The sequence below is a fragment of the Pedococcus sp. 5OH_020 genome, assembly GCF_027812955.1.
Taxonomy (GTDB): domain Bacteria; phylum Actinomycetota; class Actinomycetes; order Actinomycetales; family Dermatophilaceae; genus Pedococcus.
The window spans coordinates 13,253-35,176 of the sequence record NZ_JAPYZV010000006.1 but is presented as its reverse complement, the minus strand read 5'-3'; the positions used below and the strand labels follow the sequence as shown (position 1 = coordinate 35,176).

Here is a 21,924-nt window from a genome sequence, read left to right as displayed (position 1 = left end):
AAGGGCGCCGATGCCGTACTGGAGCCCATTCGGCGCTCTTGCCGGCTCAAGCCGCGCCCAGCGTCACGTCGACGATGTCCGGGTTGCTCTCGAGGTCGGCGACGAGCTGCGCGGCCTGTTCTGTGCGGGCCCGGGTCTGCATCGTCACTCGCCGCCAGCCGCTCGTGCCCGAGTCGTCGATGCTGAGATCGCTGAGACCGAGGTTGAGCCGCTCCATGGCGTCGAGAACGTCGGCCAACGTGCCGCTTCCTTGCGGATACGACACCGAGAGCCGCAGGCTTTGGCTGCGGAGCCGATCGACGCGGATGACCAGGGCCCGCAAGCCGACCAGGGCGAAGGCGACAACCGCCGAACCGACGAAGAGCGGGCCCCACGCGCCGGCGCCTGCCGAGACTCCGAGTGCAGCGGACAACCAGAGCGTCGCCGCGGTGGTGACGCCGCGCACGGATGTGCCGTCCCGCATGATGGCCCCTGCACCGATGAACCCGATGCCTGATACGACCTGTGCGGCCACGCGAAGCGGGTCGACGTTGGGTCCGCGTGGGATCTCGCCGAAACCATGGGCACCGGCGATGGTGAACAACGCAGCACCGACCGCCACCAAGGCGTGCGTGCGCACGCCGGCCACCTTGTCGCGGACCTGACGCTCCAGGCCGAGGACAGCACCGGCGCCGACGGCGGCCAACAGCCGAAGGGCCAGCTCGACCGTGCTCAGGGTGCTCAAGGTCGTGCCCGCTGCCCAGACGCCCGTCCGTTCAGCGTGAAGGGCGACCTCAGCCGCAGCTCCACGTTACGGTCGCTGACAGCCCCACGGTTGGGTGAGTCGAACCCTGCCCAAGGGACGTTCCCGGCCAGCTCGCGGTGCAGAGCCGCCAGCTGGGCGGACGATCCTGCAGTTGATCCCGGGGATGAGTCGTGGTCGAGCATGGTGCAGACAACAGAGAGCGTCTCGTCGCCGTTGTCGACGATCTCCACCAGACGCGCCTGGCATGGCCAGTCCACGATCGCACAGGTCGTGACCTCCCAGAATCCGGCACTGGTCCGGTGCGGATGCCGTTGGGGGCGGATCGTGTTGGTGTGCGTGTGGCCGTTCAGCCACAGGACGACGTTCTGGAAGCGGTGGAGCAACCGCAACAGGCTCACCGTCCCGTGTCCGCCTTCGGGGTCTGTGGCCCGACCGGAACCCAGGGTGTCCGAGCCGTGGTGGGAGAAGACGACCACAAGCCGGTCATCGCTGCCGGTCTGGACGACACGTCCGTCGGCAGCGTCGTACTGGGAGTGCACGTCCACCAGCTGTTCCTCCAGCCAACGCATCTGCTCGCCGTTGACCGATCCTTGGGCGCCACCTGCGACATAGTTGGTGTCCAGGGAGATGAGACGCACGTGGGGCAGGTCATAGCTGTAGTAGGCGGTTCCGTCACGCCGGTTCGCAGCGGTGAAACCATGTCCGGACGGCTGGCCGCCGTCGCGAAAATGAGCGTCGATGAACTCGCACCGGGTGATCGGACGACGGGCCGGGTCCGCGGTCAGCGGACGGTGGAGTCCCGTCGCGAAGTGATCGGGGGAGGAGATGAAATGAGCGACCGGATCGAACGATCGTTCTCTCAGGAGCTGCGCAGGCAGGGCAACGGGCTTGCGGTCTCCGACGAGCAGACGTCCGAGAGCCTCAGTGATGCCACCCATTCCCTGCGCCAGCGCCTCGTGGTTGCCGTAGCACGCCAGCCAGGGATAGCGCAGACCAGCCGCCTCGAACTCCTCGAGCGCGCGATCGAGAAGACCAGGATGTGTCGGAAAGCCGTATCGCTCACGCCACATGTCGCGGCCCCCGTCGGGGCGCCAGAAGGCCGTCCCTGGCCAGACCTGACTCTGTACCCCTTGATAGATCGGACCACCGGACCGCGGGCGAACCCGACCACCCTCGAGCAGCGCGAGAAACATCTCGGTCTCGTTCCACTGGGCGTTGTCGATGGCGTCACCCGTGGTGACCACAGCATCGATCGGCGCGCCGGTGACGGGGCCGCCGGAGAGCCGGTTGAGGGTGCGGACCATCGAGTCGACCGCGTGCGCCGTGAGCGCCTCCTGCGGCCGCTGCGTGGGAGCCAGCGCCTTGAAGGCAGGCACGTCCATCAGCTCGTTGAAGAACTCGAAGCGAGCCGGCGACTGCACGTCGGCGATCTGCAGGTCTGTCACGTGCGCGAGGCAGGCCAAGGGGCGTCGGGTGGACAGTCCTCCAACGGCCTCCGGGCCAAGAGGCGCCAGGTCGTCGCGCCGAAGGTGCCTCTCTCCCGGACCCAAGCTCACTGACCGGTACGCCGCGTGGGTTCCGGACGAGATGGAGCCACCAGCCCGCAGAGTCCGTTCCAGGGTGGTCCGCGGGCGCCGAGCGCTCACCGCTCCACCAGCATGGGACGCCGCAGGCGCAGCTCAACGAGCACCTGTTGACCGGGCGCGAAGCCGCCTCCCTCAGGCGAGGGCATGTCGGCAAGCACGAGCTGGCCTTCCCCGGTATCGAGACGGACCGTCACGCGAGACACGGGCCCGAGAAAGCTGTTGGTGAGAACCGTCGCGAGAATCTTGGCGGAGTGGGCCGACATCTCGTTGCCGTCGGCCTCGGCCAGATGAACCTCCTCCGGCCGCACCAGGAGCCGTACCTTGGCGCCCTGCCGATAGCTTCGGGCCTCCTGGATGGGCACTCGACTCCCGTCGACCACGACGTGGCTTCCCTCGATCGATCCCAGAAGTGCGTTGGTCACCCCGACGAACTGCGCGACGAACGGCGTTGCCGGTTCGCGGTACACCGTGGCAGGGACGTCGAGCTGCTCCATGCGGCCCTCGGACATCACCCCGACGCGATCGGAGATCGCCAACGCCTCCTCCTGGTCGTGAGTCACGAACAGGGTCGTGATCCCCAGGTCCTTCTGGATCCGCCGGATCTCTCCACGGAGGTTGACCCGCACCTTGGCGTCCAGCGCCGACAGCGGCTCGTCGAGCAGCAGGATCTTGGGCTCGATCGCGAGGGCTCGAGCGAGGGCGACGCGCTGCTGCTGTCCTCCGGAGAGCTGATGAGGGTACTTGCCACCGTGAGCCGCAAGACCGACCAGGTCGAGGAGCTCCCCGGCACGGTCCCGGCGGCGCCGGGGCGCGACACCGCGCAGTCGCATCCCGAACTCGACGTTCCCGGCAGCGGACATGTTGGGAAACAGGCTGTAGGCCTGGAAGACCATTCCGATGTCGCGCCGGTCGGGGGTCAGACGGGTGACGTCCTGACCGTCGATGACGACACGTCCCCGATCCGCGCTCTCGAAGCCCGCAACGATACGCAGGGCGGTGGTCTTGCCGCAGCCGCTGGGCCCCAGCAGACTGACGAACTCCCCGGCTGCGATGTCCAGGTCGAAGGAGTCCAGGGCGCGCACGCCGCCGAAGGCCTTCCCGAGGCCACTCATCTGTAGATGCGTCACGACGTGATCTCCTCTCGGACGGCGGCAGGCACGTCGTCGTCGCTGGTGGTGGAGGGCAGTCGCCTCCCGATGAAACCGAGGACGAACAGAACGACGAAGGCGAAGATCATGGACGCCAGCGCGACAGCCACCGACAGGCCGGCGTCCCGCTTGCCGATGACGTTGATCTCGACCTGAAGGTTGTCGAAGTTCAGCAACGACGCCAGGGTGAACTCGCCCAGCACAAGCGCCATCGTGAGCGACGCAGCCGACACGAGCGCGACCCGAAGGTTAGGGACCATCACGCGAAGGAGCACGGTGGTCCACGAGGCGCCGAGACTTCGGGCGGCCTCCGCAAGGGTTCGCAGGTCCATCGCAGAGAGGCCGTTGTCGATGGCTCGGAAGGCGTATGGAAGTGCCAGGACTCCGTATGCGAACGTCAGGGTGAGCGGTGAGTCGCCGAGGAGGTAGGTCACCCAGGCGTAGAGGTCCGCTATACCGACCACCACGACGATGGCGGGGATGGTCAGCGGCAGCAGACAGACCAGCTCCATCGCGCGCCGCAGCTGCGGAACACGCAGGTGGACCCACGCCGTGGTGGGGACGAGAAGGCCCAGGACAAGAGCAGTCGTGAGGACGGCCTGTGTGAGCGAGATCCGGATTCCGGCCAGCATGGCCGGCGTGGACCCGATCGCCCGCCACGACTCCAGACTGCGGCCCGTCGTACCGCGCGTGCTGAACTCCAGCATCGCCATGAGCGGCAACAGGAAGTACAGGGCACTCGCCGCCAGCACGAGCGCACGCAGAGCACTGTGCCCGGTCCAACGGCGAGGTGCCGCCGTCCGCCTCATCGCAACCACCGGGCGGTCCGGCGCTGCAACAGCGCGTACAGTCCCATGAACAGTGCGACGACGACGATCATGCCGAGGCCCAAGGCCTTGCCGAGGTTCTGCTGCCCGGTGATCACCTCGCTGGTCATGAAGGCGCGGATCTGAAGAGGAACGATCGGGCTGCCTTGCGAAACCAGGGCTGCGGCCGTTCCGTAGGCTGAGAACGCGTTGGCAAAAAGCAGCAGCGTCGCTCCGAGAAAGGCAGGGCTCAGCACGGGTCCCCCGACATGACGCCAGTAACGCCACGTCGACCCGCCCAGACTCTGGACCGCCTCGTGCCACTGAGGCCGGAGTCCTTCGACGGCGGGCAGGAAGACCAGCACCATGAGCGGGATCTGGAAGTAGGTGTAGACGACCATCAGTCCCGGCATGTCGAAAAGCCAGGCGCCGCCCCGGGGTGGCTCGATGGCGAAGAGCTCGCGCAGGAGGTTGGTCGCCAGGCCGGTCACGCCGACGGTGGCGATGAAGGCGAATGCCAGCGTGACACCACCGAACTGAGCCAGGACGCCGCACCCGGCCAAGACCAGACGCCGCACCAGGCCCTCTGGCTTCGCCGCCGCGATCGCCCAGCTGAGCAGCGCGCCCAGAACCGCCCCGACGAGAGCGGTCACTGCCGAGAGCTCGATGGAGCGGACGAACGCGTCGGCATAGACGCTGCCCGTGACTGCGCGAAGGTTGGACAACGTCGGATGCCCCCCGTTGTCCTGGAACGCGCCCATCACCACGACCACCGTCGGATAGAGCAGGAACACTGATACGAAGACCAGGAAGGGGGCGAGTGCCAGGTAGTGTCCCGCCGGTCCCAGCCGAGCACGCCGGTCCCTGCGCCCGCCCCGGCCGCCCTTCACCGGGTTGGAAGCCGCCACCTCAGTTCACCGCTTGCGCCCAGTGTTCGGCGACGTACGCCTTCGCCTTGTCGGACTGCGCGGTGGTCAGCTGGACGGGGGTGCCCGACAGTGCTGGCAGCAACGCGTACGCCTTGGCGTCGATGGTCCCGCTCTTGGTCATGGCGTCTGCCCGGACGGGGCGGGCCAGGCCGTTGAGCCAGATGTTCTGGCCCTTGTCGGAGAACAGGAACTCCTCCCACAGGCGAGCCGCTGCGGGATGTGGTGCGTCCTTGTTGATGGCTTGCATGTAGTAGGAACCGATCACGGCGCCAGCGGGCACCACCATCCGCCAGTCGACCTTGGAACCCTTGAACTGCTTCGCCATACCGGCGTTCTGGTAGTCCCAGTCCAGTACGACAGCGGTCTGTCCGCTTTCCACGGTCGCCGGCGTCGGGTCAAGGGGCAGGAAGTTGCCGCGCTTCTTCAGGTCAGCGAAGAACTCCACCCCTGGAGCAACGTCATCGGCCGAGCCACCGTTGCCGAGGGCCGCGGCGACCACACCGTTCAACGCTGCAGACGCCTGGGTGGGGTCACCGTTGAGGGCGACCTTGCCCTTGTACTCGGGCTTGCGGAGGTCCTTGATCGTCGTGGGCGCCGCAACCTGGTTGGCGTCGTAGCCGATCGTCATGAAGCCGCCGTAGTCGTCCAACCACTTCGCATCCGGGTCCTTGTGGTCGTCGGCGACGTCTTCCCAGCTCGCCACCCGATACGGGGCAAAGAGCGCGGTGTTCGCGAGCGCGACACTTGCGCCGAGGTCGAACACGTCTGGTGCCCGATCGCTGGCCGCGAGCTGGCGCGCCGCGTTGACCTCGTCCTGGCTCGAAGCATCGGGTTGTGCGGAGTTGACCCTGATCCCGTACTCAGCCGAGAACTGCTCGATCATCTCGCCGTAGTTGGCCCAGTCCGGAGGCAGTGCAATGACGTTGAGCGCACCCTCCTTCTTGGCCGCCTTCAGCAGTGCCTCCATGCCGCCTGCGGCGACTGCCGAAGTTGCCGACGCAGCCGGCGACCGACCGGCCTCGGAGTGCGTGGGCGGTGCGCCGCAGGCGGCGAGGGAGAGCGCGACCAGCGACAAGCCCAGGGCCGTGCGCGGGAAAGTACGTGCCATGAGGTCCCCCTGCTTCTGCGTCGAACGACGCATCTCTATAAAACGATTTAGGCGCGGGAGACATGATCAGAGCTTCCAGGCCCTCTGTCAAGCGGTCACCCGGGGCGCGGGGCCCGGACCAAAGACTTCCGCTCGAGGAACTCCACCGGCTCCCGGTGGTCCGCCGCAGGACCGTCATCGAGTAGCCGTGACATGAGTACGCGGCCGAGTCTTCGGCGATCAAGGGCGAGCGTGGCCAGGGGAGGGTCAAGGAACGCGGACGTGGGTAGGTCGTCATGACCGACGACTGACAACCGAGCTCCAATGCCCACGCGATGCGTCCGCGCCGCACGGTAGACCCCGAGTGCCGTGTAGTCGGAGTTGCAGATGACGGCTGTGGGAGCGGGACCGCGCGTGATGGCGCTGCCGATCGCCTGCTCGACCCCTGTCACGCTCAAAGGCGTCCGTATCACGCGTGCCGCAACTCCCGCCTCGCGAGCGACGCGCCGGAAGTACCTGAGACGGTCGCCGTCTGCCATCAGGGCTTGGGGTGCCGCCACGAAGCTCACCTCCTGGTGGCCGAGCTCCGCCAGCCGGCGCACCGGTAGCTCCACGGCCCGCCGGTTGTCCGGGGCGACACGTGAGATCCCGGCAATTCCTGCCGCGACAGCGTTGAGTGCCACGGTAGGCCGGCCGGGTGAGAGGTCACGCCATAAGCGGATGGCATCCCCGGTGCCGACCGGCGCGATGGCCAGGCCCTCAACGCGATAGTCGGCAAGCCGCTCCACGTGGGCCGACTCCCGCTCCAGCGAGTAGTCGGAGTCCAGGACCAGCAGAGCGACGCCCGCCTCGTGGGCAACCTCCTCCGCCCCCGCTATGACGTCGAGGAAGTACGGGTTTGACAAGTTGCGCACCACAAGACCGAATGTGGCGCTCCGACCCCGACGCAGAGCCCTCGCATACGGGTTGGCCCGGTAGCCAAGCTGATCCGCCGCCTGGAGGATCCGCTTACGGGTCTTCTCGGCGACGCCCTCGCGGCCGTTAAGTGCGAAGCTCGCGAGAGTGAGCGACACGCCAGCGGCCTTGGCGACGTCGCGAAGGTTCGCCGGACGGGAGGTCTCAGGCGTCGCCACGGTGTCACCCTCCAAGAGTTCCGGACCACGGGTCCTCGGCCTTGCGCCAGCGTAATCGCAAGTGTCCACGTGGCGCGGAGTAGGTGCGATGTCGCGAAGGAGGTGCTGGGGCGTGAGCTCGGGCGGCCTCGGTGGGCCGCTTCTTAACTTGCGGACGCCCAATCCTGTCAACGCCTAGGGTGACGAAAGAGTGACGTCCAGGGGAGCTGCGGACCGCCCAATCGGGGCCGCATCGGCACAGGGGGGACCGTAGCCATGTCCACGTCCGTTTCGGGCCAGGGTCCGGGAGGGGACGCCGATGTGGCGTTCCCCACCGCTCTGCGCGCCGCCATCTCAGGCAGCGGCCGCAGCCTGGAGTCATTGCGTCGACGGCTTCAGGAGCGAGGCACCCCCCTCAGCATCGCGACGCTGAGCTACTGGCAGTCCGGCCGCAGGGCACCCCAGCGCGCCAGCTCCCTGGAGGCGCTCGCGAACCTCGAGGCCATCCTGGGGCTCGCGCCGGAGCAGCTCAGCGCGACCCTGGGTCCGCCCCGACGGCCCGGTCCCCCGCGCGCCGCACGCCAGGCCGCGCGGCTTCCCGTGGAGCTGGTGGGGGCTTGCGAGGCTCTGGAGAGTCTCGGCTTCACGCCGTTCCTCGAGGTCGTGGATGTGACCGTCCACGCCACCCTGGAGGTCGACGCACAAGGGTCTGAACGCCTCCGCACGGTGCGCAACGTGGTCAGGGCCACTCGGGACGGGGCCCGCCGCCTGCCCGTTCTGCTCACCGCGCCGAGGCGGAGCGACGACCAGATCGAGGTCTCGGCGATCAGTGGTGGCCGGCTGGGGCGGGTCGTGTCCCTGCCACGGGACGGAGGGTTCGTCGGCGAGCTGATGCTGGACCGGACGCTTCGTGGCGGGGAGACGGCCGCCGTGGAGTACGAGGTGCGGCTGCCCAAGAACCTGTCGGCCGGCCATTCCATCGAGCACCACCTCTGGCACCGGGTCAGCGAGATCATGCTGTGGGTGCGGTTCCACCCGGACAGGCTGCCGCGCTCGGTGCAGGGCTACAGCGTCGTCGAGGGCACCAGGGCCGGCTCCGCCATGACCCTCGACGCGGCGACCAGCGTCCAGCAGGTCCTCCACAGGGCGGGGCCCGGTACGGTCGGCATCAGCTGGGCCTGGTGACGCCCAGCGCCGCGGGACCCTCGAGAGCCGCCCAGCCCGACTTCTCCTCTCCGTACGCCTGACCGGCCGGGCAGTGCGTCCGGAAGTCGCACCACTGGCACAGCGGTCCGACCCTGGCCGGAAAGCTGGGCGCGTCGACACCGAGCTCGGCGTAGTCCGCCTCCGCCGCGCGGGCCTCCTTGGCGATCGACTCCGCCTCGGCGATCTTGCGTCGCAGGGAGTCGCCGGTGTGGTCGTGGGCGGCCACGGTGCCGGTGGGCAGGTGATGCAGCTCGACGCGGACACACCGTCGGCGGAACATCTTCCAGGCAGCCGCGGCATACAGCGCGAGCGGCAGTGAGGTGCGGGCATCGTCTGCCGTGGGTGGCTGCCGGCTCGTCTTGTAGTCCACCACTGCGAGATGGTCCCCCCGGTCGTCTAGACGGTCTACCCTGCCGTGCAGCGCCAGGGCCTCGGTCTTGAGCGACACCGTGCGCTCGACGCCCAGGGGCTGCCGGACGGGGTCGACCCCTGACAGGTATGCCGCCACCTGCGCCTGCGCCAGGGCCAGCCACCACGCGGACTGCTCGGGATCGCGGAACCCCACGTCGATCCAGGACCGGCGCACCAGCTCGGCGCCCGCGGCGGCGGTGCGCCGGCCGGCCGGCAGGTCCCACCAGTCGCGCAGGGCGTTGTGCACCGCAACGCCGACGGAGGTGTGGGCGCGCTGGACCCGCGCTGCGGGCGCGGGCCGGTCGAGATACTGCATCCGGTAGCGACGCGGACAGTCGACCCACGCCAGCAGCTTGCTCGGGCTCGCGCGGAAGAGCCGTCTCGGCATCCCGCCGAGCTCCTGCTGGATGAACTTCCCCTCGTGCACAGCGCCCAGGCTAGGTCGTGGTGCCGACAAAGGCGCGGATGCTGTCCGCGACCATCTGCACGGCGATCGCGGACAGCAGCAGGCCAGCGATCCGGGTGATGAGCACCGTGCCGCTGTCGCGCAGGACCCGGTGGACCTGGCCGGCGAACCGGAAGAAGAGCCATACGACGGCCATCGTCGCGACCAGGCCCAGCCCTACCGCGAGGTACTCGTCCACTGCGTGCGAGCGCCGGACGGCGAGCATGGTGGCGACGATGGCCCCAGGTCCGGCGAGCAGCGGGGTACCGAGCGGTACCAGGGCGACGTTGACGCCTGCGTCCGCATGCTGCTCCTGCTCCGACCCGGTCAGCAGCTGGAGCGCCACAAGCAGCAGCAGGAGGCCGCCGGCCCCCTGAAGGGCGGGCAGGGAGATGTGGAGGTACGTCAGGATCTGCTGGCCGAAGACCGCGAAGAGGACGATGACACCGAGCGCCACCAGCGACGCTCGGCGGGCTGCCGCGACCTTCTGCCGCTGGGTCAGCGCTCCGGTCAGGGCCAGGAAGATCGGCAGTGCGCCAGGCGGGTCCATGATCACCAGCAGGGTGACGAAGACCGACCCGAAAGTCTGCAGGTCCACGATGCGGCTCACGCGCGGACCACGTCCACCCCGCTCGTAGCCTCCGCCTCGATCTGCTCGAGGACGTCCCTCGTGGTCGTGTTCTCGCCGAGCCGGTTCTGCTTGCCCGCGCCGTGGTAGTCGCTGGAGCCGGTGGTGAAGAGCCCCAGCCGGGCGGCCAGCTCCTCGGCGTGCAACCGCTCGAGCTGGGTGTGGTCGCGGTGACGGGCCTCCAGCCCGGCGAGGCCGGCCAGCGCCATCTCCTCGACCACCCGGTCCTCCACGGTCCACCCCCGCCCGTTCGCGAACGGGTGCGCCATCACGGGGACGCCGCCCGCAGCCCGCACCAGCCGCACGGCCGTCACCGGGTCCGGCGCGTAGTGCGAGACGTAGTACCGGCTCCCGTTGCGAAGCACGTCCGCGAAGGCCTCGTCCCTGGTGGCCACGTACCCGCTGGCCACGAGCGCGTCGGCGATGTGCGGGCGGCCCATCGTGGTGCCCTCGCCCGCGAGGCGGCGGACCTGCTCCACCGTGACCGGGATGCCGTCGGCCGCCATCCTCTCCACCATCCGGTCGACCCGGCTCACCCTGCTCCGCCGCGCCTTGTGCAGCTCGGCTGCCAGGCCGGGCGACTCGGGGTCGACGAGGTAGGCGAGCAGGTGCACGCTGACTCCGTGGTATGAGCATGAGATCTCCACCCCCCGCACGAGGCCCACGCCCACCTCGCGGGCGGCTCGCACGGCGCTGGTCCACCCGGCGTACGTGTCATGGTCGGTCAGCGCGACGACATCCAGACCGGCCCGCGCCGCCGAGGCCACGACCTGCGCGGCGGGCTCCGTGCCGTCGCTCGCCGAGGAGTGGGCATGGAGATCGATCGGCACGACCCAAGGGTAGGCCCAGGGCCATGTCATCATCGGCTGGTGACCGGTCGCTCGCGCGTGCCGATCCGGGACGCCGAAGGGGCCGACCGGTTCGAGATCTTCCTGGTGTGCGCCGTCGGCGCCATCGCAGTAACGCGGATGCTGTTGGCAGCCACCGGGTTTCCGCAGCTGGGACAGGGGACGCTGCACCTGGCCCACCTGCTGTGGGGCGGCCTCGGGATGCTTGTCGCGCTGCTGATGTTCATGCTGTTCCTGAGCCGTACCGCGCGCACCGTGGCCACCGTCTTCGCGGGCGTCGGCTTCGGGCTGTTCATCGACGAGGTCGGCAAGTTCGTCACCGGCGACAACAACTACTTCTACGAGCCCGTCGCGGCAATCATCTACGGCACGTTCGTCGGCATGTACCTGGTGGTCGACTTCGTGGTCCAGCGCCATCCCCTGACCGACCGCGAGCGCGTGGTGAACGCAGTGGAGCTGCTGAAGGAGTCTGCGGCACACGACCTGGACGAGGGTGAGCGCCGCAGTGCTCTCCGGCTCCTGGACGAGGTGGGACCCGGTGAGCCCCTGGCCGCGCCGCTCCGCCGGGCGATCGCAGGCCTGCCGGTGCAGCCCGGCACGCCGTCCTTCGTGGCCAGGGGTTACGCCGTCACCCGTCGCGCCATCACGCGGCTCCCGAGGCTGGAGCTGGTCAAGCGGACGGCGGTCGTGGTCTTCGTCGCCTTCACCCTGTCCTCGATGGTGCGGCCCGTGCTGCACCTCACCCGTCATCCGGCGGCGACGGACATCGTGTACGCCGCCTTCAGCGTGCTCGCCGCCGTCTTCGCGGTCGTCGCTGCTGTCCTGTGGGCTCGCGAGGAGCGCGCGGCGTCGCTGCGGCTGTTCGAGGTCGTGCTGCTTGCCGGGCTCTTCATCGTCCAGTTCTTCCGGCTGCTGGACGAGGAGTTCGCCGGGTACCTCCTCGTGTTCGTCAACCTGGCCCTGCTCGGGCTCTGCCGCGGGCTCCGACTGGAGCTACGCGGCCCCCGGGACGATGGTGCGCCGGTGATCCCGCTGGGAGAGGGCTGAGGGCCTGTGAGGGAACGCACGCGCCTCCCCCGTGTCCAGGGCTTCGCCACCTCGGCAGGATGGGGGCCATGCAATTCGGACGCAGCTATGAGGAGTTCGAGGTCGGCGCTGTCTACAAGCACTGGCCCGGCAAGACGGTGACCGAGTACGACGACCACCTGTTCTGTCTGCTCACCATGAACCACCATCCGCTCCACCTCGACGCGAACTACGCCGAGGAGACGACGCAGTTCGGCAGGAACGTCGTCGTGGGGAACTACGTCTACTCGCTGCTCCTCGGCATGTCGGTGCCCGACGTCTCGGGAAAGGCGATCGCCAACCTCGAGGTCGAGTCACTGCGTCACGTGGCGCCGACCTTCCACGGCGACACGATCTACGGCCAGACCGAGGTGCTGGAGAAGTGGGAGTCCAGGTCGAAGGACGACCGCGGTGTGGTCCATGTCGAGACCAAGGGGTACAACCAGGACGGCACGCTCGTGTGCGTGTTCCGTCGGAAGGTCATGGTTCCCAAGCAGTCGTACCTGCAGGCGCGCGGCGGGGAGCAGCCCGGTCGTCCCGACCTGCGGGAGGCACCGTCACGCGCCTGAGTCGACCGGCTGTTCGACAATGCCGAACAGCCGGTCACCGCTGAGCCGCTCCGCGCTCATACGGTCGGGCCCTCCTCACAGGCAGTGAAAGGGCACGGGCCATGGCAGAAGTACTCAAGCGGCGAACCCTGGTGGCAGAGATGGCGGCCGAGTTCGCCGGCACCTTCCTCCTCATCCTCTTCGGCTGCGGCGTCGTCGCCCAGGTGGTCACCAGCAAGGGAACCCTCGGCGACCACAACACCATCGCCTGGGGGTGGGGTCTGGGGGTGACGCTGGGCGTCTACGTCGCGGGACGCATGACGGGCGCCCACCTCAACCCCGCCGTCACCGTTGCGCTGGCGGTGTTCCGTGGGTTCAGCTGGGCGAAGGTCGGGCCCTACGCCCTCGCGCAGACCGTCGGGGCCTTCCTTGCCGCCCTGGTGGTCCGCTGGAACTACAGCGAGGTCATCCACTCCATCGACCCCGGCACGACGATCGCCACCCAGGGCATCTTCTCCACCCTGCCGGGGAACGGGGCCCTTCCCGTCGGGACACTGGGTGCCCTGCGCGACCAGGTCATAGGCACCGCCATCCTGCTCGTCTGCGTGCTGGCCATCACCGACCTACGCAACACCTCGCCAGGGGCGAACCTCGCCCCGCTGCTCGTCGGGCTGGCCGTCGTCGCCATCGGCATGGCCTGGGGCACGGACGCAGGTTACGCGATCAACCCCGCCCGCGACGTCGGTCCACGCCTGGCCAGCCTCGTGACCGGGTACGGCAGCGCGATGAGCGACCAGCACGGCCACCTCTACTTCTGGGTGCCCATCGTCGGGCCGCTCGTCGGCGCGCTGGTCGGCGCGGCCTTCTACGACGGCCTCATGGGGCGCTTCCTGCCCGTGGCTGACGCCGACGCGGAAGCGGTCGACGATCACGTCCCACCGTTGGAGGACACTCTCAGCAACGACATCCTCAGGGAAGGGGCGCAGCATGCCTGACTTCGTCGGTGCGGTCGACCAGGGGACGACCAGCACACGGTTCATGGTCTTCGACCACTCGGGCAACGAGGTGGGCAAGCACCAGCTCGAGCACGAGCAGATCCTGCCGCGCGCTGGATGGGTGGAGCACAACCCGCTGGAGATCTGGGAGCGCACCCAGACGGTGATCGCCTCCACCATGGCCACGCTGCGGCTACAGGCCGAGGACCTCGAAGCGCTGGGCATCACGAACCAGCGCGAGACGACCGTGGTCTGGAACCGCAGGACCGGTCGCCCGCTCTACAACGCGATCGTCTGGCAGGACACCCGGACCGACCGCATCGCCCAGGCCCTGGAGTCCTCCGGCCGTGGTGAGGTGATCCGCCGCAAGGCCGGAATCCCTCCGGCCGCCTACTTCTCGGCCGGAAAGATCCAGTGGATCCTCGAGAACGTCGACGGCGCACGGCAGGCCGCCGAGGCCGGTGACGCCATCTTCGGCAACACGGACACGTGGCTGTTGTGGAACCTCACCGGGGGCGTGCGGGGCGGCGTGCACGTGACCGACGTGACGAACGCCAGCCGGACCATGCTCATGGACCTCGAGACGCTGGACTGGGACGCCGAGCTGTTGGGGTTCTTCGACATCCCGCGCGAGATGCTGCCGCAGATCCGGCCCAGCTCCGACCCCCGGTTCTACGGCCACACCCTCGCGGGTGGACCGGTCGGCGGTGAGATCCCGCTCGCCGGTGACCTCGGCGACCAGCAGGCGGCCACGGTGGGCCAGGTGTGCTTCGGCGCCGGCGAAGGCAAGAACACCTACGGCACGGGAAACTTCATGCTCCTCAACACGGGCGAGGACATCGTCCGCTCCAGCTCGGGCCTGCTCACGACGGTGTGCTACCAGCTGGGCGAGGACAAGCCGGTCTACGCCCTCGAGGGCTCCATCGCCGTGACCGGGTCGGCGGTGCAGTGGCTGCGCGACCAGCTCGGCATCATCTCGGGGGCCGGCGAGATCGAGCGGCTCGCCGGCTCTGTGCAGGACACCGGCGGCATGTACTTCGTCCCTGCCTTCTCCGGCCTGTTCGCACCGTACTGGCGCGCCGACGCGCGAGGAGCCATCGTCGGCCTGTCCCGCTACAACACCAACGCGCACCTGGCGCGCGCGACCCTCGAGGCGATCTGCTACCAGACCAGGGACGTCTCGGACGCCATGGAGAAGGACAGCGGTGTCGTCCTGGAGACCCTGAAGGTGGACGGGGGGGTGACGGCGAACGGGCTCGCCATGCAGCTCCAGGCCGACATCCTCGGCGTGCCGGTCTCGAAGCCGGTCGTGGCGGAGACCACGGCGCTCGGAGCGGCCTACGCTGCTGGTCTTGCCACCGGGTTCTGGAAGAGCACCGAGGAGCTGCGACAGAACTGGAACGAGGACCGGCGGTGGGAGCCGCAGTGGAGTGAGGAGCAACGCCGCGACGGCTATGCCGGGTGGCAGAAGGCGGTCCGGCGCACCTTGGACTGGGTCGACGTCGAGGAGTGAGGGAGAGCATGGGGACGCCACTGTCACCGCAGGGACGCCAGACCGCCATCGAGGCGCTCGCCTCGGGAGAGGAGCTCGACATCCTCGTGGTCGGCGGCGGCGTGGTCGGCGCCGGCTCGGCCCTGGACGCCGTGACGAGGGGACTGCGGACGGGGCTCATCGAGGCTCGCGACTTCGCCAGCGGCACCTCGTCACGGTCGAGCAAGCTCATCCATGGCGGGCTGCGATACCTCGAGATGCTCGACTTCCGGCTCGTGCATGAGGCGCTCAAGGAACGCGAGCTGCTGTTGACCCGGCTCGCGCCTCACCTCGTACGGCCCGTCCCGTTCCTCTACCCGCTCACCCACCGGGGCTGGGAACGCCTCTACGTCGGCTCCGGTATCGCCCTCTATGACGCTCTCAGCAAAGGCACCGGCCAGTCGGGCGGGCTGCCGCGCCACCGGCACCTCACCAGGCGTGGCGCCCTCCGGCTCGCCCCCAGCCTGCGTCCCAGCGCGTTGACCGGAGCCATCCAGTACTACGACGCGCAGGTCGACGACGCCCGGCACACCATGGAGGTGGCTCGGACCGCCGCCAGCTACGGGGCGCTGGTGGCCAACCGGGTGGAGGCCGTCGGCTTCCTGCGACAGGGCGAGCGGGTGACCGGCGTGCGGGCCCTGGACCGCAGGAGCGGCCGCGAGCTCGTGATCAACGCGCGCCAGATCGTCAACGCGACGGGCGTCTGGACCGACGACACGCAGGCGATGGTGGGCGAGCGGGGGCAGTTCCACGTCCGGGCCTCCAAGGGCATCCATGTGGTGGTGCCCCGAGACCGCATCCATGCGAAGACGGGTGTCATCCTGCGCACCGAGACCTCGGTCCTGTTCGTCATCCCCTGGGGCCGGCACTGGATCATCGGCACCACGGACACCGACTGGGCACTGGACAAGGCGCATCCTGCCGCCTCCCGCGCCGACATCGACTATCTCCTCGACCACGTCAACCGGGTCCTCACGACTCCGCTCACGCACGAGGACGTCGAGGGGGTCTACGCCGGTCTGCGCCCCCTTCTCGCCGGGGAGTCGGAGTCCACCTCGCGGCTGTCGCGCGAGCACGTCGTCGCTCACAGCGCGCCCGGCCTGGTGGTCGTGGCAGGCGGCAAGTACACCACGTACCGCGTCATGGCGAAGGATGCCGTCGACGAGGCCGCGCAGGCCCTGGCGCGCATGGTGCCGCCGTCGACGACCGACAGCGTCCCGCTGCTCGGGGCGGTCGGCTACCACGCCGTCTGGAACCAGCGGCATGCCGTCGCCGCGCGGGCCGGTCTGCACGTGGCCCGGGTCGAGCATCTCCTTCTTCGCTACGGTGCACTCACCCACGAGCTGCTCGACCTCGTGCGCGAGCGGCCGGAGCTGGGAGAGCCGCTCAGCGGGGCCGAGGACTATCTCAAGGCGGAGATCGTGTACGCCGCGTCGCACGAGGGCGCCAACCACCTCACCGACGCGCTGACCCGGCGGACCCGGATCTCCATCGAGGCGTGGGACCGGGGCGTGTCAGCTGCTCCGGAGGCGGCGGCGCTCATGGCCGGTGTCCTCGGCTGGGACGAGGAGCGCGCCCGCCACGAGGTCGACGTCTACCTCGGCCGGGTCGAGGCCGAGCGCACCAGCCAGACGATGCAGGACGACCTCACTGCGGACGAGGCACGCCGCGGCGGTCCGGACTCGACGATCTGAGCAGGTCGCGGGGACACGAGAAGGTCGCAGGAGCTTCGGGGCTCACGGTTGGTCGAGCGCGCGACGAAGGGCCGCCTGCCACATCGTGGCGCCCTGTGCGCGGGTCGCCGCATCCATGACGGGCTCCCACTGGCCGGCTCTATGCCAGTTCCGCCGCAGTCCCTCGAGGTCGGGCCAGAACCGCACGGCAAGCCCAGCGAGGTAGGCCGCACCCAGGCTGACTGTCTCCGACACCATCGGCCGAACCACGGTGAGGTCGAGGACGTCGGCCAGGGTCTGCATGAGCATCTGGTTCGACGTCATGCCGCCGTCCGCGCGCAGGGTCTCCAACGGGATCCCTGAGTCCTGGTCCATGGCCTTGAGGACGTCGGCGGTCTGCCAGGCGGTCGACTCCAGCACGGCGCGAGCCAGGTGCCCGCTGCGCACGTACGAGGTCAGGCCGGTGATGACGCCGCGCGCTTCGGGGCTCCAGTGCGGGGCCAGCAACCCCGCGAAGGCGGGAACGATGTAGCACCCACCGTTGTCCCGCACCGTCATCGCCAGGGTCTCCACCTGAGGCGCCGAGGAGATCAGCCCCAGCGAGTCGCGCAGCCACTGGACCAGCGACCCGGCGGTGGCGATCGAGCCCTCGAGCGCGTACGCCACGGTGCCGTCCGACAGCTGGTACGCGATGGTGCTGAGCAGCCCGTGCGTGGACCTGACGAGCTGGGTGCCGGTGTTGAGCAGGAGGAAGGCACCGGTGCCGTAGGTGCACTTCGCCTCGCCGGGACCGAAGCAGGTCTGGCCGAACAGCGCCCCCTGCTGGTCGCCGACCAGGCCCGCGACCGGCACCCCGGGGAGCACGGTGGTCGCCGTACCCACGACTCCCGAGCTGGGCACGATCGTCGGGAGGATGGCCGCGGGGATGGCGAAGAAGTCGAGCAGCTCGGCGTCCCAGGAGAAAGTCGTCAGGGACATGAGCATGGTGCGGCTCGCGTTCGTGACGTCGGAGACGTGGACCCCGGACGCGGGGCCCCCGGTGAGGTTCCAGACGAGCCAGGTCTCCATGGTGCCGAAGAGGAGCTCCCCAGCCTCGGCCCTGCGCCGCAGGTCCGGGTACGTGCGCAGCAGCCAGGCCAGCCGAGGCGCCGTGAAGTAGGTGGCCGGCGGAATCCCGCATCGCTCGAGGAACCACTCCGCACCCGGTTCCTGGAGGAGCCGGCGGACGGAGTCGGCCGTGCGCACGTCCTGCCAGACGATGGCGCGGGTCACCGGCTTCCCGCTCGCGCGTTCCCACAGCAGGCAGGTCTCCCGCTGGTTGGCCACGCCGAGCGCCACGACCTGGCGGATGCCGATGCCGTTGTCCTGCAACGCCTCACCGACGACCCGCACCGTGTTGCGCCAGATCGCCTCAGCGTCGTGCTCCACCCAGCCGGGCCTGGGGTAGAACTGCCGATGCTCCCGCTGGGCCAGCCCGGCAACCCGCCCCTGCCGGTCGAAGAGGATGGCGCGCGTCGAGGTAGTGCCCTGGTCGATGCTCAGGACGAACTGCTCCGCCACCGGCTAGGACCGCTGCGCCACGACCGCGCGAGAGGCCGATCCCGCCGCGTCGCGCATGCGAGCGACGAGCTCGGGCCTTGGACGTCCGTCCGGACGCAGGAGCTCGTCAGTACCCCCTTGCGCACCCATCGCAGCGACCACCACGCCGCCCGGCCCGTGGACCGGCGCCGCGATCGCCGCCCGGCCCACGAGGTGCTCGTCGTGCTCCACGGCATACCCTCTGCTCCTCGTCAGGTGCAGCTCTTGCGCTAGCTGACGGGCGGTCGTGATGGTGCGGAACGAGCACGGCTCCAGGGCCAGCGAGGGCGCGCACCGGTGGCCACGAGGCGACAGAGCGAGGAGCACCTTCCCCAGGGCGGTGGCGTGCAGCGGCAGCCGGTCCCCCACCTCCATGACCTGGCTGCTGCTGTCCGGGCGGAAGACGTGGTGGACCACCAGGGCGGTCGGCGGGCCGCCTCCGGTGGGGCGCGCGAAGGTCACGAGCCGCGCGCTCAGCCGCGTGTGAGCCGCCAGGGCGTCGAGCCACGGTTCGCATCTCGAGCGCACGTCGCTGCGGTCAGGCTCCTGGTGCGCCAAGGACCTCGCCTGCCCATCGAGCAGGTAGGCACCGGTCGTGCCTACCTTGCGGACGTAGCCCAAGGACACCAGGGTGCCCAGGATGCCGTGGGCCGTCGGCTTGGCCAGGCCGAGCAGCGCCGCGATCTCCCCCAAGGCCACCGGCGACGGGTCGTCCGCCAGCAGCTGCAGCACCGAGACGGCGCGCTCGATCGACTGAATGTTCCCCACAGGGGCTGACTGTATGGCCGCTTCGTCCCTTTTGTCAGCGCGCTAACGCCACTGCCCTCCGCCGTGATGCCGAGACTGGGCCCGCGACTGGTCCTCCCGGGCGGCGCACACAGTCGTCGGCGCGACCGGCCGTCGAGCGTGCGAGGCGGAACACCCTGTGCCTACAGTGCGCCATGCCTCGTTTGCGGACCGTCAACGCCTCGTCGCGCGGTTGGACGCGGCGCAAGGTCGGCCGCGGCTTCGTCTACCTCGACGAGAACGGCGAGCGCCTCCCACCGCACGAGGTCGAGCGGATCCGAGCGCTGGCGATCCCGCCGGCGTGGAAGGACGTCTGGATCTGTCCCTTTCAGAACGGCCATCTGCAGGCGGTCGGAACGGACGCCGCCGGGCGGCGGCAGTACCTGTACCACCCGCAGTGGCGGGTCAAGCGCGACCAGGAGAAGTTCGACCGGGTCCTGGCGGCCGCCAGGCGCCTGCCGCAGGCGCGGAGGCGGGTCCTTCGTGACCTCGCAGGGCAGGGGATGACCAGGGAACGGGCTGCGGCTGCCGCGGTGCGCCTTCTGGACCTTGGGTACTTCCGCATCGGCAACGACGCCTACACCGAGGACAACGGCTCGTTCGGCCTCACGACGCTCGAGCGACACCACGTCCGCCGCCGGGGGGACGTGATCGTGTTCCATTTCGTCGGCAAGTCCGGGATCGAGCACACCGTGGAGATCGACGACGCCGTGGCGATCCAAGTGCTGGAGCGGATGCGAAGGCGCCGCTCCGCCAGCCGCAGGTTGCTCGCCTACCAGCAGGGCCGTCGCTGGGCCGACCTCGACGCCGCGACGGTGAACGGCTATCTCCGCGACCTGCTCGGCGGCGAGATGACAGCCAAGGACTTCCGCACCTGGCACGCAACGGTGCTGGCGGCCGTCGCACTCGCCACGAGCGACGAGCCGGGTGACACGCCGGCCTCCCGCAAGAGGGCCATCAAGGCAGCCGTGCAGGAGGTCTCCGAGTACCTCGGCAACACGCCGACCATCGCGAAGAGCTCCTATATCGACCCGCGGGTGCTGGACCGCTACGAGTCCGGCAGCACCATAGAGGTGGACCCCCGCCGGTACCGCAACCCCGAGCGCCGACAGGCTGCGGCCGAGCGGGCGCTGCTAGCCCTCCTCGCCCCGGCCGAGGAACCGGAGGAGGCCGTGGTGACCACCGCTCGGCGTGGACGTCGTGCGACGATTGCCCGGTGAGCGAAGAGCAGAAGAAGCCGGAGAACCGCGCGCGCCCCACCACGGACGAGCTGCGGAAGTTCATCGCCGAGGACTGGGCGCCTCGTCACCCGGGCGCCACCGGGCTCAGTGAGGCGGCGCGGTATGCCGCCGCCCGTCGGGACGCAGTGAGCGCCGCGTTCCCGGGTGAACGGCTCGTCATCCCGGCGGGCGGTCTGAAGGTCCGCAGCAACGACACGGACTACGTCTTCCGGCCGCACAGCGCCTTCGCACACCTCACGGGACTGGGTGGCGACCGCGAGCCGGACGCCGTCCTCATACTCGAGCCACGTGACGACGGTACCCATGAGGCCGTGCTCTACTTCCGCCCGCTGGCCGGCCGGGACACCGACGAGTTCTTCGCGGACGCCCGGTACGGCGAGTTCTGGGTGGGTGCGCGCCCGACGATCGAGGACCTCGAGACCGAGCTGGGGCTGACCGCACGACACATCGACGAGTTCGCGGACGCAGCGGTCAAGGACGCCGGGGAGGTCACCGTCCGGCTCGTGCGGGACGCGGACCGGGACCTCACCCGTCAGCTGGACGACCAGCGCAGCTCGGAGACGACCGACCAGGACGACCTCACGGAAGCCGACGAGGAGCTCGCCCACTTCCTCTCCACGCTCCGTCTGACGAAGGACGAGTGGGAGGTCGAGGAGATGCGCAGGGCGGTGGAGGCGACCCGCCACGGGTTCGAGGCTGTCATCGCGGCCCTTCCCGAGGCCGTAGGTAAAGGCCGCGGCGAGCGCTGGGTCGAGGGCGTGTTCGGCCTGGTCGCACGGCACGAGGGCAACGGCGTCGGGTACGACTCCATCTGCGCGGCCGGCGACCACGCCACGACCCTCCACTGGATCAAGAACACCGGTGACCTCCGCGAAGGGGACCTCATCCTGCTGGACGCCGGGGTCGAGCGGGAGTCGCTCTTCACAGCCGACATCACGAGAACCCTGCCCGCCAACGGGACCTTCACGGACGCGCAGCGCGAGGTCTACGACGCGGTGTATGCCGCGCAGGAGGCCGGTCTCGCCGCCGTCAGGCCCGGCAACCGCTTCTCGGACGTGCACGCGGCGGCGATCCGGGTCATCGCGGAGCACCTGCACGCCTGGGGGCTGCTGCCCGAGGGCGTCGACGTGGAGGCCACCCTGGACAAGGACCACGGCCAGTACCACCGACGCTGGATGGTGCACGGCACCAGCCACCATCTCGGGATCGACGTGCACGACTGCGCCCTCGCCACGCGGGAGGAGTACCTGGATGCCGAGCTGCGACCCGGGATGGTCCTCACCGTCGAGCCTGGGCTGTACTTCAAGGCCGATGACCTCAAGGCGCCCGAGCGGTTCCGCGGCATCGGCGTGCGGATCGAGGACGACGTGCTGGTCACCGAGGACGGGTACGAGAACCTCTCCGCGGCCATGCCGCGCACCAGCGCCGAGGTAGAGGGCTGGATCCGGGAGGTTCAGGACCGGCGCGGCTGAGGAGCGGGTGGCACCTGCGTCCTAGCGGCGCTGGACGATGGGGCTCCTAGCGGCGCTCGACGACGACGGAGCTCCTAACGGCGC

The 21,924-nt window shown here is 69.5% G+C and carries 20 protein-coding genes; 8 read left to right on the top strand and 12 right to left on the bottom strand.

What is annotated here, in order from left to right; genetic code table 11:
* Positions 1 to 46: 46 nt before the first annotated feature.
* The 7 genes from PHA84_RS12155 to PHA84_RS12125 form a co-directional block, all read right to left on the bottom strand.
* On the bottom strand, positions 47 to 724 hold the full coding sequence (locus PHA84_RS12155; RefSeq protein WP_270888384.1) for an MgtC/SapB family protein: 678 nt from the start codon (positions 722 to 724) through the stop codon (positions 47 to 49).
* Positions 721 to 2,301, bottom strand: a complete 1,581-nt coding sequence (locus tag PHA84_RS12150) for a TIGR03767 family metallophosphoesterase (protein WP_270888653.1) — start codon at positions 2,299 to 2,301, stop codon at positions 721 to 723. Before PHA84_RS12150 ends, PHA84_RS12155 begins: the two co-directional genes overlap by 4 nt.
* Positions 2,302 to 2,387: 86 nt before the next feature.
* On the bottom strand, positions 2,388 to 3,458 hold the full coding sequence (locus tag PHA84_RS12145) for an ABC transporter ATP-binding protein (RefSeq protein ID WP_270888383.1): 1,071 nt from the start codon (positions 3,456 to 3,458) through the stop codon (positions 2,388 to 2,390).
* Positions 3,455 to 4,288 carry an ABC transporter permease gene (locus PHA84_RS12140; protein WP_270888382.1) on the bottom strand — a complete coding sequence of 278 codons (834 nt, stop codon included), beginning with the start codon at positions 4,286 to 4,288 and terminating at the stop codon, positions 3,455 to 3,457. Before PHA84_RS12140 ends, PHA84_RS12145 begins: the two co-directional genes overlap by 4 nt.
* Positions 4,285 to 5,193, bottom strand: coding sequence for an ABC transporter permease (locus PHA84_RS12135; protein WP_270888381.1), 909 nt, complete (start codon positions 5,191 to 5,193; stop codon positions 4,285 to 4,287). Before PHA84_RS12135 ends, PHA84_RS12140 begins: the two co-directional genes overlap by 4 nt.
* A gap of 1 nt (position 5,194) precedes the next feature.
* Positions 5,195 to 6,322 carry an ABC transporter substrate-binding protein gene (locus PHA84_RS12130; RefSeq protein ID WP_270888380.1) on the bottom strand — a complete coding sequence of 376 codons (1,128 nt, stop codon included), beginning with the start codon at positions 6,320 to 6,322 and terminating at the stop codon, positions 5,195 to 5,197.
* Positions 6,323 to 6,417: 95 nt separating this feature from the next.
* Complete coding sequence (locus tag PHA84_RS12125) at positions 6,418 to 7,434, bottom strand: LacI family DNA-binding transcriptional regulator (protein ID WP_270888379.1); 1,017 nt, start codon at positions 7,432 to 7,434, stop codon at positions 6,418 to 6,420.
* 255 nt (positions 7,435 to 7,689) lie between these two features.
* Between PHA84_RS12125 and PHA84_RS12120 the strand changes: the two genes are divergently transcribed.
* Positions 7,690 to 8,598 (top strand): hypothetical protein, encoded by a 909-nt coding sequence (locus PHA84_RS12120; protein WP_270888378.1) that lies wholly within the window; start codon positions 7,690 to 7,692, stop codon positions 8,596 to 8,598.
* Here the strand turns inward: PHA84_RS12120 and PHA84_RS12115 are convergent.
* From PHA84_RS12115 to PHA84_RS12105, 3 genes are read right to left on the bottom strand one after another with little or no spacing between them, the layout of a single operon-like run.
* Positions 8,582 to 9,457: a RecB family exonuclease gene (locus PHA84_RS12115; RefSeq protein ID WP_270888377.1), complete on the bottom strand. Its 876-nt coding sequence runs from the start codon at positions 9,455 to 9,457 to the stop codon at positions 8,582 to 8,584. The genes PHA84_RS12120 and PHA84_RS12115 overlap by 17 nt on opposite strands.
* A gap of 10 nt (positions 9,458 to 9,467) precedes the next feature.
* Positions 9,468 to 10,085: a MarC family protein gene (locus PHA84_RS12110; RefSeq protein ID WP_270888376.1), complete on the bottom strand. Its 618-nt coding sequence runs from the start codon at positions 10,083 to 10,085 to the stop codon at positions 9,468 to 9,470.
* A complete protein-coding gene (locus PHA84_RS12105) occupies positions 10,082 to 10,933 on the bottom strand; it encodes a PHP domain-containing protein (protein WP_270888375.1) in 852 nt (283 codons plus the stop codon). The genes PHA84_RS12110 and PHA84_RS12105 overlap by 4 nt, the downstream gene beginning before the upstream one ends.
* Positions 10,934 to 10,972: 39 nt before the next feature.
* Between PHA84_RS12105 and PHA84_RS12100 the strand changes: the two genes are divergently transcribed.
* The 5 genes from PHA84_RS12100 to PHA84_RS12080 all read left to right on the top strand — a co-directional run bounded on the left by PHA84_RS12100 (position 10,973) and on the right by PHA84_RS12080 (position 16,784).
* Positions 10,973 to 11,998, top strand: a complete 1,026-nt coding sequence (locus tag PHA84_RS12100; RefSeq protein WP_270888374.1) for a hypothetical protein — start codon at positions 10,973 to 10,975, stop codon at positions 11,996 to 11,998.
* 59 nt (positions 11,999 to 12,057) lie between these two features.
* Positions 12,058 to 12,585, top strand: a complete 528-nt coding sequence (locus PHA84_RS12095) for a MaoC family dehydratase (protein ID WP_333742302.1) — start codon at positions 12,058 to 12,060, stop codon at positions 12,583 to 12,585.
* A gap of 101 nt (positions 12,586 to 12,686) precedes the next feature.
* On the top strand, positions 12,687 to 13,559 hold the full coding sequence (locus PHA84_RS12090; protein WP_270888372.1) for an MIP/aquaporin family protein: 873 nt from the start codon (positions 12,687 to 12,689) through the stop codon (positions 13,557 to 13,559).
* Complete coding sequence (gene glpK, locus PHA84_RS12085) at positions 13,552 to 15,072, top strand: glycerol kinase GlpK (RefSeq protein WP_270888371.1); 1,521 nt, start codon at positions 13,552 to 13,554, stop codon at positions 15,070 to 15,072. The genes PHA84_RS12090 and glpK (PHA84_RS12085) overlap by 8 nt, the downstream gene beginning before the upstream one ends.
* Positions 15,073 to 15,080: 8 nt before the next feature.
* Positions 15,081 to 16,784, top strand: a complete 1,704-nt coding sequence (locus PHA84_RS12080) for a glycerol-3-phosphate dehydrogenase/oxidase (RefSeq protein WP_270888370.1) — start codon at positions 15,081 to 15,083, stop codon at positions 16,782 to 16,784.
* 42 nt (positions 16,785 to 16,826) lie between these two features.
* Here PHA84_RS12080 and glpK (PHA84_RS12075) read toward each other — a convergent pair whose 3' ends face one another.
* Positions 16,827 to 18,323, bottom strand: coding sequence for a glycerol kinase GlpK (gene glpK / locus PHA84_RS12075; protein ID WP_270888369.1), 1,497 nt, complete (start codon positions 18,321 to 18,323; stop codon positions 16,827 to 16,829).
* A gap of 3 nt (positions 18,324 to 18,326) precedes the next feature.
* The gene (locus PHA84_RS12070; protein WP_270888368.1) at positions 18,327 to 19,109 is read right to left on the bottom strand and encodes an IclR family transcriptional regulator; all 783 of its coding nucleotides are present in this window, start codon (positions 19,107 to 19,109) and stop codon (positions 18,327 to 18,329) included.
* 173 nt (positions 19,110 to 19,282) lie between these two features.
* On the opposite strand from PHA84_RS12070, the gene PHA84_RS12065 reads away from it, so the two are divergent.
* Both PHA84_RS12065 and PHA84_RS12060 read left to right on the top strand, forming a co-directional pair.
* Complete coding sequence (locus tag PHA84_RS12065; protein WP_270888367.1) at positions 19,283 to 20,347, top strand: DNA topoisomerase IB; 1,065 nt, start codon at positions 19,283 to 19,285, stop codon at positions 20,345 to 20,347.
* Positions 20,344 to 21,840, top strand: a complete 1,497-nt coding sequence (locus tag PHA84_RS12060; protein ID WP_270888366.1) for an aminopeptidase P family protein — start codon at positions 20,344 to 20,346, stop codon at positions 21,838 to 21,840. The genes PHA84_RS12065 and PHA84_RS12060 overlap by 4 nt, the downstream gene beginning before the upstream one ends.
* The last annotated feature ends 84 nt before the right edge of the window (positions 21,841 to 21,924 follow it).

What these genes read in the sequence shown, in the direction of transcription:
- PHA84_RS12090 (WP_270888372.1), top strand. Translation starts at nt 12,687, where the DNA reads ATGGCAGAAGTACTCAAGCGGCGAACCCTGGTGGCAGAGATGGCGGCC.
- PHA84_RS12130 (WP_270888380.1), bottom strand. Translation starts at nt 6,322, where the DNA reads ATGGCACGTACTTTCCCGCGCACGGCCCTGGGCTTGTCGCTGGTCGCG.
- PHA84_RS12140 (WP_270888382.1), bottom strand. Translation starts at nt 4,288, where the DNA reads ATGAGGCGGACGGCGGCACCTCGCCGTTGGACCGGGCACAGTGCTCTG.
- PHA84_RS12120 (WP_270888378.1), top strand. Translation starts at nt 7,690, where the DNA reads ATGTCCACGTCCGTTTCGGGCCAGGGTCCGGGAGGGGACGCCGATGTG.
- PHA84_RS12095 (WP_333742302.1), top strand. Translation starts at nt 12,058, where the DNA reads ATGGGGGCCATGCAATTCGGACGCAGCTATGAGGAGTTCGAGGTCGGC.
- PHA84_RS12065 (WP_270888367.1), top strand. Translation starts at nt 19,283, where the DNA reads ATGCCTCGTTTGCGGACCGTCAACGCCTCGTCGCGCGGTTGGACGCGG.
- glpK (WP_270888371.1), top strand. Translation starts at nt 13,552, where the DNA reads ATGCCTGACTTCGTCGGTGCGGTCGACCAGGGGACGACCAGCACACGG.
- PHA84_RS12080 (WP_270888370.1), top strand. Translation starts at nt 15,081, where the DNA reads ATGGGGACGCCACTGTCACCGCAGGGACGCCAGACCGCCATCGAGGCG.